At 43.6% G+C, this 12,823-nt stretch carries 10 protein-coding genes; 7 read left to right on the top strand and 3 right to left on the bottom strand.

All coding sequences use genetic code 11. The features are described from left to right. The first annotated feature begins 52 nt into the window (after positions 1-52). The 3 genes from ACR63N_RS08050 to ACR63N_RS08040 all read left to right on the top strand — a co-directional run bounded on the left by ACR63N_RS08050 (position 53) and on the right by ACR63N_RS08040 (position 2,538). Positions 53-499, top strand: a complete 447-nt coding sequence (locus ACR63N_RS08050; RefSeq protein WP_367110055.1) for a DUF3429 domain-containing protein — start codon at positions 53-55, stop codon at positions 497-499. Positions 500-678: 179 nt separating this feature from the next. Continuing rightward, positions 679-1,923, top strand: a complete 1,245-nt coding sequence (locus tag ACR63N_RS08045) for an NnrS family protein (RefSeq protein WP_367110054.1) — start codon at positions 679-681, stop codon at positions 1,921-1,923. Between the two features lie 60 nt (positions 1,924-1,983). Next, a complete protein-coding gene (locus ACR63N_RS08040; RefSeq protein WP_367106939.1) occupies positions 1,984-2,538 on the top strand; it encodes an Rrf2 family transcriptional regulator in 555 nt (184 codons plus the stop codon). A 124-nt stretch (positions 2,539-2,662) separates the two neighbouring features. On the opposite strand, the gene ACR63N_RS08035 is transcribed toward ACR63N_RS08040, so the two are convergent. From ACR63N_RS08035 to ACR63N_RS08025, 3 genes are all read right to left on the bottom strand, one after another. After that, positions 2,663-3,490 carry a carbonic anhydrase gene (locus ACR63N_RS08035; protein ID WP_367110053.1) on the bottom strand — a complete coding sequence of 276 codons (828 nt, stop codon included), beginning with the start codon at positions 3,488-3,490 and terminating at the stop codon, positions 2,663-2,665. A 250-nt stretch (positions 3,491-3,740) separates the two neighbouring features. Beyond that, positions 3,741-4,487 carry a hypothetical protein gene (locus ACR63N_RS08030; RefSeq protein WP_367110052.1) on the bottom strand — a complete coding sequence of 249 codons (747 nt, stop codon included), beginning with the start codon at positions 4,485-4,487 and terminating at the stop codon, positions 3,741-3,743. A gap of 139 nt (positions 4,488-4,626) precedes the next feature. After that, positions 4,627-5,373 (bottom strand): hypothetical protein, encoded by a 747-nt coding sequence (locus ACR63N_RS08025; RefSeq protein ID WP_367104361.1) that lies wholly within the window; start codon positions 5,371-5,373, stop codon positions 4,627-4,629. Positions 5,374-5,619: 246 nt separating this feature from the next. On the opposite strand from ACR63N_RS08025, the gene ACR63N_RS08020 reads away from it, so the two are divergent. The 4 genes from ACR63N_RS08020 to ACR63N_RS08005 all read left to right on the top strand — a co-directional run bounded on the left by ACR63N_RS08020 (position 5,620) and on the right by ACR63N_RS08005 (position 12,790). Beyond that, entirely contained in the window at positions 5,620-6,702 is a 1,083-nt protein-coding gene (locus ACR63N_RS08020; protein ID WP_367104362.1) for a hypothetical protein, read from the top strand. Between the two features lie 696 nt (positions 6,703-7,398). After that, positions 7,399-8,583, top strand: coding sequence for an MFS transporter (locus ACR63N_RS08015; protein WP_472781820.1), 1,185 nt, complete (start codon positions 7,399-7,401; stop codon positions 8,581-8,583). 253 nt (positions 8,584-8,836) lie between these two features. Beyond that, a complete protein-coding gene (locus ACR63N_RS08010) occupies positions 8,837-10,501 on the top strand; it encodes a fatty acid--CoA ligase (RefSeq protein WP_472781819.1) in 1,665 nt (554 codons plus the stop codon). A gap of 261 nt (positions 10,502-10,762) precedes the next feature. Next, the gene (locus ACR63N_RS08005) at positions 10,763-12,790 is read left to right on the top strand and encodes a propionate--CoA ligase (RefSeq protein ID WP_472781818.1); all 2,028 of its coding nucleotides are present in this window, start codon (positions 10,763-10,765) and stop codon (positions 12,788-12,790) included. Positions 12,791-12,823 lie beyond the last annotated feature (33 nt).

The following is a 12,823-nucleotide window of genomic DNA, read 5'->3' as shown; positions in this document are numbered from 1 at the left end:
GCTTTGTACAAAAGCTGATTTAGATTTACTAATAGGAGGTATATTTTACTTTATGAAAAAACCAAGTCCTTATCTGACCTTTGCTGGCACTATACCCTTTATCGTTTGTGCTGTCTTCATTACTTTAGGCATTGAAGCGGTGCGTGTATTAGGGGATACAGAAGACATCTTATCTGTGTACGGTCTAGTTATCGCCTCATTTATGGCAGGCGCACAGTGGGGCAATCATTTAACCTTGGACAATAACAATCCGTGGGCAATCAGACTACCTATCTTGAGTAATATCGTCGCTATTCTCTTATGGCTTGGATTTTTAAGTTTATCAGTTGTAGGGTTTATCTGGCTGCTAATCATAGGTTTTCTGAGCTTGCTGGCAATTGACTATGGTTTGCATCTGGCTGATATCATCAACACTAAGTATTTTAAGGTAAGAGTATACGTGACGCTAATAGTGATCCTCTCTTTGTTGGCTGTAGCAGTACAACTGCCATTATACTAAAATTGAAAAGTAATAGGATAGAAAAGCGCGCTATACAACAAGCAGGTGTCTAAATATGATACTTCTAGAGATTGACTATCAGAATAGACGTTGTATAACTTATAACATTCATTTAAAATATATGTTAAGTACCATCTCTTGATATATGTCTTTCACAAATAAATGTTAAGAAGATCGCTATGCACGCTATTGATCTACCCAGTCATCCGCCAACCTCACCGCATCCTATTCTTAATTTAGCTTTTCGTGTCTTTTTTAGCGCAGCCGCCATCTTTGCGGTGGTAGCAATGGTACTGTGGTCGTTTATATTTACCGGACATACTCATATCGACGCACAAACACTTAACCCATTGTATTGGCACGGCCATGAGATGGTTTATGGTTATGCATTAGCGGTTGTGGCCGGATTTTTATTAACTGCGGTCAAGACTTGGACGGGGGTCATGATGCCGCACGGCTACAAGCTGCTGGCTATCTTTATGTGCTGGCTGGTAGCGCGTTTGGGCTGGCTGGCCTTTGGTTTGGGTTGGGGTTTTGGGTTTGAGCAAAGCGCTTGGCCGTTATATATAGCAGCTGTTTTTGATTTGTTGTTTATTGGCTCTACCGCTTTTGTAATAAGCCGTGCAGTGTTACAAGTCAAGCAATACAAACAGATGGGGATTTTATCCAAGCTGGCTTTATTAACCCTCGGCAATGGGCTGTGCTATTGGGGAGTGGCTAGTGCGGACATGAATTTGACCCGTATAGGGATGTATCTAGGCTTTTACTTAATTATCGGTCTGGTATTAACCATTGGTCGGCGTGTGGTACCGTTTTTTATTGAGCGCGGACTGAGTAGCGATAAAAACAAGAGCATTACAGTTAGAAACAGTAAAGTACAAGACATAGCCAGCCTAGCTTTTTTCTTAGCTTTTTTTATCGTCGATGTGTTTTATCCTAACAAGTATTTGCTAACCATTACCGCGCTTGGCGTAGCGGGGGTCAACACTATACGCTTAGCAGGCTGGTATCATCGTGATATCTGGCAAAAACCGCTGCTGTGGTCGCTCTATATTGCGTTTTTGGGGATGTGCTTAAGTTTTTTACTGTATGCTTTGCAGCCATGGTTTGGTTATACTCATAGTATTGCTATGCATGGATTGGCGATTGCAGGCGTTGGTATGATGACCGTCTCGATGATGTCGCGAGTAGCGCTTGGGCATACCGGACGCAGTATTCATCAGCCGCCCAAAACAGTAAACATTATGTTTATACTAATGGTGCTGGTATTTATTAGCCGGGTATTATTGCCCTTAGTCGATACCAGTCATTATCTGCTGTGGATCATGATTACTCAAGGCGCGTGGATAGCTTGCTTTATACTTTATTGCAGTAGTTATTTGCCGATGCTGGCACGGCCAAGGCCTGACGGCTTATTTGGCTAACTGAGTTTGGCTAACTGAGTTTGTGTAATGAAATGATAAAATAAAAAGGAGCGTAAACCCATGCGGCTAACCAATTATAGTGATTACGCACTGCGCTCGCTTATGTACTTAGCAGTGAAACCAGAACCGCAAACACTGGCCAATATCAGCGATATTGCTGACAGCTACGATATCTCCAAAAGTCATTTAACCAAGATTATTCATCAATTGGCAAAGCTTGGCTATATCGAAAGTATACGCGGTAAAAATGGCGGTATTCGATTGAAACGTGCGCCCAAAGATATTAATTTAGGAATACTGATCAAACAAATTGAGCCTGATTTTGAATTGGTTGAATGCTTTGCTACAACGTTACTTGATAAAGACAACGTTGATAGTCAGGTTAAGAAAAAAAGTCTACCTACTATGTCTATTGATGAGTTAGACTTTATTAATCAATCAGCAGATGACAAATCAGTAAAAACATCATCACAGGGCTGCGTGATCAGTCCAGTTTGTCAACTAAAGAGCGTATTTTTTGAAGCGCTTACTGCCTTTATTAGTGTACTTGAGCGTTATACATTGGCAGATATTATCGATAATGAAGAAGAGCTTGTAACCTTATTATTTAATTAAGTCTATTGTACTAGCTGGTTTTGCAAGCCATAAAAAAGCTCAAAACTAGCATAATTTATCACTAATTTTGAGCTCTAAGTACCTAGCGTTCTATTTTTTTATCAGCTGATGTTAATTACTAACTTTAATTACTAAGCTGCTCAACGACACGCGAGCCTTGAGGTTGGATAGGACGATTATTGCCTTCATACAATTGGCTCATAATAGCTAACTGCTCACCAGCCAGCTCTAGTGGTTCTTTGGTCACATACCACTGCACTTGTTCTGAACAAGGCGGTGTAGTCAGTGAACCTTGATAATGATAAAAGGTAGGCATAGCTGGAATCAGTGCCGACAAATCGATATTGTCTGCTGTATATTCAGCATTATTATTGCTACTTAGCTGGGTGCCATCGAGCAGCGTACGCATGACACTATTTGGCTGTCCTTGTTGTAGCATCACACCGACAACTGCCAAATTACCATCACTATTAGCATGCACAAAATGAACTTCAGCTGGGTACTTTTGGCTGCCAAGTTGATGTTCACTTGGCGTATGATAATGGAACTGTTTAAGCTCAAAGCGCTCATTATTAATATTAATTGTATTCTCAGCGGTGCTCGGAGTATAGACGATAGTATGACCGTCATCATCGATGCTCAGACTTGCTGATTTGCCATAATTGATCGTAGGCGCGTCCATAGCACTAGCAGTAACCCGAGTGATATCAATAGGAGACTGCTCCTGACCGATCTTACAGGCGCTAGCGCCTTCGACATCCCCCCAGTATTCAGGCCCAGTGCTACCACTGTATGACCAGCTGGCATGCTCGTCTATGCTGCTATCATCCGATGCCACTACCACAGGGCTTGTGTTTGCGGGCATATCATCAGCTTGATAACTGTTTGAGCAAGCAGTAACCCCGATCAGGCTCACTGCCATGATAGCGGTCGTTAGGTAATGTCGATTCATAAGATAATCCTTTGTCTAATCAGGGTAATAAAAGTGAGTATAGTAATACTTACCCTATAAGCTTTAATATGTTTGGATACAAGAATATGCATAACAAGAACGTTTTATAACAAAGCGTCATTGCTCTTATAAACTGCTATTTGAAGTAAAAATGAATAATTAAGACGTAAAAAAACTACCAGTTTTGGTAGCCTTTTTATGTACTCTGCTTTATGTGATAAAAACTATTTTCTAGCAACTACTTAAAAGCTTAAGACGCTTCAAGTTTAGGGCGGGCTTTTTTTACTGCTTTTAATAAAGCTTTTTCAAAGCCGCCAATTTCAAACTTAACCATTTCTGAATGCGCGGCACAAAAGTTATGAGTATCGCGCCAGTCATGGGCAAGCTGGATGACCCAGTCGCAATATTGTTCACCAGCGTTGGGTTCATCTTTAAGTGCTTTTTTGGTCGTTGGATGTAACATCAGCTCAGGCAGCACGGCTTTAAGTATCTTAAATGGCGGACTCATAAAGGTGTCATCAATGTGCACGCTTTTACTAGCGGGATGACGCACGAGTAGCGAGCCTGCATGTACGCTATCGTTAGGCGCTATATAGTGAATACCTTCTGGCAAGGAGAATTCAAGCTCAGAATAGCGCTCGGCTACCGCGTCACTCTCTACCAGATCGTCGCTCCAGTCAACCTCTGGCACTTCTGTGCGATGGCGGCTACTGCCATAAAAAGTAGCGTGCGGGAAGTCTTTTGCCATCTGCGCGCAGTGCACAGTGTGAAAAGGATGCACGTTGAGTACCGCCTCAACGTCCTGACCATCGTTAGTCAACTCCATCACATGCTTACGTACCTCATCAGTTAGCTCATAGCTGTCCAAAAAAACGAACTTTCCAGACTCAAGTTGTACCAGCGAGCACTGCGTACCTATATCCACAACGCCGCCTAGTTTAAATGTACCTTGTATATTCCAGAATCCTGCACCTAAATCATAAATCTTATCTGACATTTTTATTCCTTAATTAAATAATGACTGGTTTATAGTTGTTTTTAATGTGACTTAAAACCTGCAATAAAAAACAAGTCAACCTTAGCACAAGCTGATAACTATGTAAGTTTATCAATGTAAGTCTGATAAACTTGCAAGGTTATGAGTTTTCGAGCTCAGGACGCGCGCTATCAATAGTTGCCAGTAGTGCTGACTCAAACTTACCTTCTTCAAAGACAACCAAACCTGAATGCGCGCCGCAAAAATTACGTATCTCCCGCCACTTATGTGCCAAATCGGTCGCCCAGTCGCAGTAGTTTTTACCTGCATCAGGTTCATCTTTGAGTGCTTTTAGAGTAGTGGCATGCAAGTTTATACCGGCTTGTATTTCATTGAACAGCTTTGAAGGGGGGATCTCAAAAGTATCATCGACATATAGGCTTTGGCTGGCGGGATGAAAGACTAAGAGCGATCCTGAATGTACAGAATCATCGGGTGCAATGTAATAGATACCTTTGGGCACAGAGAATTCAAGTTCAGGATAACGCTGCGCTACCGCTTCACTCTCAACATAATCATCGCTCCAGTCAACTTCTGGCACTTCCTTGTGATGACGCGCACTGCCATAAAAGGTAGCGTGCGGAAAATCTTTGGCTACGCGCGCGCAGTGCACAGTATGAAAAGGATGTACATTAAGCACCGCCTCGATATCTTGACCATTATTGGTGAGCGCCATAACTTGCTCGCGTACCTCGCCTGTAAGGGTATAGCTATCCAAAAGAATAAATTTCCCTGACTGCAATTTTATTAGTGCTGATTGGTTGCCTATATCTATCATACCGTTTCTCACAAATGAGCCACGAATACTCCAAAAACCGGCACCCAAATCGTAAATTTTATCACTCATTATTTTATCCTTAATAGGTAGTTATAATTAAGACTCAACTCTAAAGATAGTACTACTAAAACCTGTTATAAAAGAGAAGGAGTATGTTATATATAGTTAGCTTCTGTTATTGCTTATTGAAGACTTCGAATATTTACAGACATTCGTTATAAACATTATTTAAGCCTTTTATCCAACAATGCTTGACAGTGTACATACGCTATTGGTATAAAGCATCTATCTACTTATATGAATATAGTTGAAATCATGCCTACAGAGATAAATGTTGAAGATTATAGATCCCCTCAAGCGGCCATAAATCATGCTAAGTCTATCGGCGGCGCTCGAATTATATTCCCTAGAGGAGATTATCCTTGTGAGCTGGTAATTGATAGCCCTAATATTGAGCTGTTCACTAATAGTGATACTATTTTGCGTGCTGCAGGATCGTCACCTGTCGTTGATGTAAAATCAGGAGGTGTCGATTTTGTTTTAGACGGTTTTGATGTACGTGGTCAAACTCAGCGCAACGAGATAACGTCAAATAGAAATGGCACGCGAAAAAATACCAGAGCGCTGCATTGTATTCGTATTCAAGAGCGCGGCGCACGTCTGCGTAACTTTAAGACCAGCGGCGCCCGCTACGATAGTCTGTATTTAAAGTATGACGGACGGATTGATTTTGAGGCTGAGGACTTCTTAGTCGACTCAAGTGCTAGAAACCCGGTGACTCTTGTCTCAGGACAAGGGTTTAGATTTACTCGCGGCAAATTTCGTCTTGATAATAGGTTTACCTCAAAGCAGGGCGAGCTTATAAGTGGTCTGTATTTATTTGACTGTGAGCCTAATAGTCTTAATGATAAGTACCGTGACATTATCTTTAAAAGAGTCACTTTTGAGAATGCCGGCAATAATTACGGCAACAACCAAGTCATCTTTCAAGATACTCATATAGGTAACGCTAATGATCTTAGCGTGTTCTTTGAGGACTGCGAATTTATCAAATCTGGTAATGCTGAAGGGTCTGCTTATATACGTCTAAAAGCAGATCGAAAGCTAAAAGAGTTTAGCAACATGCATCTCAAAAGAACGCGCCATCAGTTTCGAGCGATGGGTGTCGCTAGCGGCGGTGAATTGTTACTTAAAAACTCTTCCTTTGATGATGTCGTTATTAGTGAGCAAAGTTTAACCTTTGCCATCAAATTATCAACTGGCACGGTAGTGAATAATGTAAGGACGACAGCGGGTAGTTCAGGATTATTTGGTTTAAGAGCTGCTTCTAGTAAGCCAGTTAAGCTACTGTTAGACAAAAGCAGTAATGTCAAAGTAACTAATGTTCCAGGTTATTGATTTTATATTCTACTCATGTTTTAAAATGCTAAATTATAATTACTATAGGCCGCTTTGAGCGGCTTTTTTATGGGTGCAAGATATAGGGACAAAGTAGTGAAATCGGTGCAGCGCAAGGAAAATTCAGTGACGATAAAGGTTGGAAAGCAAAATACTCTATTTTATCCTCTGTTTTTAGCCACATCGTAATTGTCTGTTTTTAATCGGGTTTTCAAACAGCTTAAAAAAGGGTTTTTCCTAATTTTTGGGTCATTCATCATTATTTGAAATATAACATAATCGATTTTATGCAAAATAGCCTTTATATAATTGATTTATTGCGTTGAAAATCGTTTTTATGCACAATTTGGTATGCAAGTTTTTAATGCTGCTCATAACTCGCTTATGCGCTAATAGATGCAGCTTTGGGCGGGGTCACACTACCAAGCGTTTTTTAAGTTATTTTTCTGCATAAAACATGCCAGTACGTCAGCTGATGTCGTGAAAGATAGCTTTAAGCTCATGACTAAATTTACACAACATTTTCAATCTAGATTTCCAATTTGGTGTGCTACCATAATGCGCTTATTGATCAACATTATAAGCGCAGACATTTAGCGTTCTGTCTTTTTGCCCACGCCGATATTACTCGTGCCTAACATAGCCAGTAGCCCATTGAATAATACGAAAAATAATACTCAGAATTCCGCGAACCTTATGTCACCACAAAATGACTCGCCCTCATGGGTTCTTAAATTAACCATTGGCCTCATCGGTATGTTTGCCTTTTTGCAGGTGTATTCGGTGCAGGCGATATTGCCAGTATTGATGGTCGACTTATCAGCAACCGAGGTACAAGCAGGGATGGTCGTAGGTGCAACGGTAATGGCTATTGCGATTATGTCGCCATTTTTGGGTATGCTCTCAGATGCCGTTGGACGCAAGTCTTTCATCGTTGGTGCTTTATTGTTTCTAGCTATTCCTACCGCTTTAATTGCACAAAGTCCTAGTGTTGAGTGGATGGGGCTGTGGCGTTTTATGCAAGGCTTGTCGGTGCCTGGCATAACGGTAGTAGCGATCGCTTATGTTGGAGAGGAGTTTGAAGGACGCGCCGTCACCGAGCTGATGTCTTTTTATGTCTCAGGCGCTGTATTTGGCGGCTTTATGGGACGTTTTTTACTTGGCCATTTGCATGAGTTTATAGGCTGGCGACACGGTTACTACGTGATGGCAGTGATGACGCTTATCGGTGCGATATGGGTAGGTAAAACGCTACCGGCATCGCGCCATTTTGAGGCCAATCCCAATTTTCGTTCAGCCATGCAGACCTTAGGCGAGCATTTGACCAATCGTTATGTAGTGACCGCCTGCTTGCTTGGAGCTTGCGTGCTGTTCTCTTTGGTTGGCTGTTTTACTTTTATTAACTTACATCTAGCCAAATCGCCCTACAACCTAGGAACTGGTGCACTGGCTAACATCTTTGCCGTATATCTAATTGGGGTAATTATTACCCCTTTATCGACAAACTTACTACGCCGTTTTGGCTCAGCGCGAACAGTACGAGTCGCGGTAATCGTCTCCATGTTTGGTGTGCTATTGACCTTGGTAGCGCCGCTATGGGGCGTTATTGCTGGGCTAGCGATTATGTCATCAGGCGTGTTTGTCACCCAAGCGGCGACCATCAGTTACATTGCAGTCAATGTTAAAAAGGGGCGCTCGCTGGCTTCTGGATTGTATTATATGGCTTATTATGCAGGCGGAACCATGGGCGCGTGGCTGTGCGGATTAGCTTATGCTAGGGGGCAGTGGACGTCGACGGTTTGGCTACTATTATTTATGCAAGTATTAGCATTACTGATAGCCAGCTTTGGCATGATTAAAACCAAAACCCAAGCCGCTTAAAACAGATCGCTCAAAAATTAAAAGTGATAGGCACTAACACAATGCGCGTACTGGTGAAACTATTATCCTCGAACGCCTAGTGCTATCTGCTTACGCGTGTATACTTTACATAGCTATCGTTTTTTCTTACTATCGATAAGTGTATGTATTATTAATGATATAACGACAGCGGTTTAAAAAAATCAATTGCCAGTGTTGTTGATTTTTAATAGCAACCAAAACAATAATGAATTTACCACAAGGAAGTTACCCAATGCCTAACGCTTATAGTAGTGCTCCCTCCGCTTATGATTATCCTTTGTTAATTAAGCAGCTTCTAAATCGTGCCAAGACGGTTTCGCTCGAGCAAGAGATCGTTTACGCTGACAAAAAGCGCTTTACTTACAAAGACCTATTTACCCGCATCAACCGCTTAGCCAATGTGTTAGCAGATTTGAATCTTAATGCCGGCGATGTGGTCGCTGTGATGGATTGGGACTCGCATCGCTATCTTGAATCTTATTTTGCCGTGCCGATGTCTGAGTATATCTTACAAACGGTCAATATCCGCCTGTCACCAGAAAAGGTGCTCTATACCATTAATCACGCCAAACCCAAAGTGCTCATGCTCAATTCTGAATTTGCGCCTATGGTCAAAGATTATCAGTTTGAAAACTCCAGTATCGAGCATATCATTTGGCTGGACGATGATGGCGTGACGGTCGAAGGGGTATTTGGTGATAGTCAAGACCGCGTAGTAGGCGAGTATGAAGCGCTGCTAGAGGCAGCTGATGACAGTTTTAAGTTTCCTGACTTTGATGAAAACACCATTGCAACCACCTTTTATACCTCAGGTACGACAGGCGATCCAAAAGGGGTCTTCTTTAGCCATCGTCAGCTGGTATTGCACAGCCTAGCAGAAGCGGCGTCATTGGGTATGCTGCCGACCAAGCAAGGCGTCAGCTATGGTGATGTGTATATGCCAATGACGCCGATGTTCCATGTCCATGCTTGGGGTTTCCCGTTTACCGCCACTATGGCCGGTCTTAAACAAGTCTATCCTGGCCGCTATGCTCCTGATACCTTGTTTGATTTAATCATCAATGAAAAGGTCAGTATTACCCACTGTGTACCAACCATTTTACAAATGGTACTCGGCGAGGCGCAAAGTCGTGATGCCAGCTTTAACGGCCTAAAGATGATTATTGGCGGCTCAAAGTTGACCGAGGGCTTAGCCAAAGCGGCATTAGCACAAGGTATCGAGGTCTATACCGGCTATGGTATGTCGGAGACCGCGCCACTTATTAGCTTAACTGATTTTAGTGTGGGCGAGCCTGAGATGACAGAAGAGGATGAGGTGACCCGCCGCTGTATGACAGGTAAACCTGTACTCATGGTGGATGCCCAAGTCTGGGGTGAGGATAATAGACCAGTTGGCATGGGCAAAGAGCATACTGGCGAGCTGGTACTACGCGCCCCTTGGCTCACCCAAAGCTATCTAAAGAATGATGATGCAGGCAAGGAGCTTTGGGAGCATGGCTATATGCATACCCAAGATATTGCTTATATACGAGAAGATGGCTATATCAAGATTACCGATCGCCTAAAAGACGTGATTAAATCAGGCGGCGAGTGGATCTCATCGCTTGAGATTGAGACCATTTTATCCCTGCATCCAGCAGTCTCTGATGTCTCTGTCATCGGTATCCCAGATAAGCAATGGGGCGAGCGTCCGCTAGCTTTGGTGGTACTCAAGCCTGATTGCCAAGATACCAGTAGCGATGATATCAAGGCCGTTGCCGAGCAGGCAGTAAGCAAAGGCATTATTCCTAAATACGGGATACCCAGCGACTTTAAGTTCGTTGATGATCTGCCCAAAACTTCAGTCGGCAAACACGACAAAAAAGTGATGCGTGAGATGTACATCGATCAAGCTTAAGTTTAAGGTCTCATAGGTTAAATGCTTAAATTAAACGTTTAAGTTTAAAAACTTAGACATTGACCTTTATCAATAGCTCTGCTACATTTTAACCGATACCTATCAAACCGATACACTACGTATCAGTTTGTCAGGTATCGGTTTTTTAATTTTGGCAAGGATAGCCAGTACTGTTTGTTTAAACATTGGCTAATTTAATGCCTTATCTTATATAACTGTACTTTATTACAATATATTTTGTTTACGCTAAGGATAGCCATTATGAACAAACAAGCCACCGAGCACCCTTCTAACGACAATACCGACTCCGCTTCTCCTACCTTTGCTGATATCTATCAGTCCTCAATCAATGATCGCGAGCAGTTCTGGGCAAAGCAGGCCGAGCGCATTTACTGGCACAAGCAGCCGGAGCAAATCCTTGATGACAGCAATCTACCTTTCGCTAAATGGTTCGTCGGCGGCGAGACCAACTTATGCTACAACTGCGTGGATCGTCACCTGCCGGAGCGCGCTGAGCAAGATGCCTTTATTTGGCTATCCTCAGAGATTAACCAAGAGTTAACTGAGACGTTTACCGGTATTACGGATGCCTTTAAAGAGTTAGATAACAACGTTGAGTTTTATACCGACTACACCAAACGCCGCTTGACCTACAATGCTTTGTATAAAGAGGTCAATTATTTTGCAGATGTATTGCAGCGCCGCGGTGTTGGCAAAGGTGATCGCGTGATCATTTATATGCCAATGATTTTGGAGGCCGCCTATGCCATGCTCGCCTGCGCGCGAATTGGCGCGATACATTCGGTGGTGTTTGGTGGATTCGCCGCGCACAACCTAGCCATTCGTATGGATGATGCCGAGGCCAAAATGGTGATCACTGTTGACGCTGGTCTGCGCGGCGGCAAAGTAATTAATTATAAAAACTTGGTCAATCAAGGCGTCGAGCAAGCGACTAACAAGCCTGAAACCGTGTTAGTCGTCAACCGCGGTATTTTGCCCTTTAAAGCGCAAACCATAGATGTCGATTATGCCACCGAGCGCCGTCAAAGCTGTGATGCCAACGCTGTGGTCGAGCCGGTGTGGCTAGAATCAAACGAGCCTTCATACTTGCTTTATACCTCGGGCACGACTGGCACGCCAAAAGGCGTCCAGCGTGATGTCGGTGGTCACGCCGTCGCTCTTACCACCTCGATGGACTACGTTTACAACGGCAAAGCGGGCGAGACCTTTTGGGCGATATCGGATATCGGCTGGGCAGTAGGGCACTCCTACACTATCTACGCGCCGCTACTGGCTGGCATGACCAGCGTCATGTATGAAGGGCTACCGCACCGTCCTAACCCCGGTATCTGGTGGCGAATTGTGGAAGCCAATAAAGTCAATATTTTATTTACTGCGCCTACGGGCGTGCGTATGCTCAAAAAACAAGATGAGACGTGGATGACACGCTACGATGTCTCAAGCCTTAAAACCTTTTTCTTAGCCGGTGAGCCGCTTGATGAATCCACTGCCAACTGGTTGACCAAATATTTAGGCGTACCGATCTTGGATCATTATTGGCAGACCGAAACTGGCTGGCCGATTTTAAGTAATACGCCCAAGTTTGATCACAAAGCACACAAACAAGGCTCGCCGGGCTACCCGATGTATGGTTATGAGGCGCATGTTCTTAATGAAGAAACAGGAGAGCCGTGTGCTGCTGGCGAAAAGGGGTTACTGGCAATTAAGGCACCTCTGCCGCCCGGCTGTTTGACGACCGTATGGCGCAATGATGAGCGTTTTATGAGTAGCTATTTTAAACTGTTTGATAATAAGCAGTACTCGACCTCAGACTATGCCGTGATGGACGAAGATGGTTACTTTTATATTCTCGGCCGCACCGATGATGTGATCAATGTCGCAGGTCATAGATTGGGTACCCAAGAAATTGAAGAGGCTATCAGCACTCATCCAGAGATGGCAGAGTGCGCGGTTGTTGGCATTAAGGACGAGCTAAAAGGCGAGCTGCCTATCGCGTTTTGTGTGCTGCGCGATCATGCGCAGGTAGCAGACACGGAAAACCGCTTTCGCCTTGAGCAGCAAATCATCGGTGCGGTGGTCAAATCGCTTGGCGGTATCGCGCGCCCTGCAGCTGTGTATTTTCCGCAGGCCCTGCCAAAGACGCGCTCAGGCAAGATCTTGCGCCGCGCTATTCGTGCTTTGGCAGAAAACCAGCCCACCGGCGATATGTCAACCTTGGATAATCCGACGGCGATTGATGCGGTTAAACAGTCTATGAAAGACTACTAATAAAGTCTTGACCCCAAAATCACATTATTGCTA

The sequence above is a fragment of the Psychrobacter sp. M4 genome, from assembly GCF_055699795.1.
Note: the sequence above shows the minus strand (reverse complement) of the source record. Positions and strands in the feature narration are given on the sequence as shown.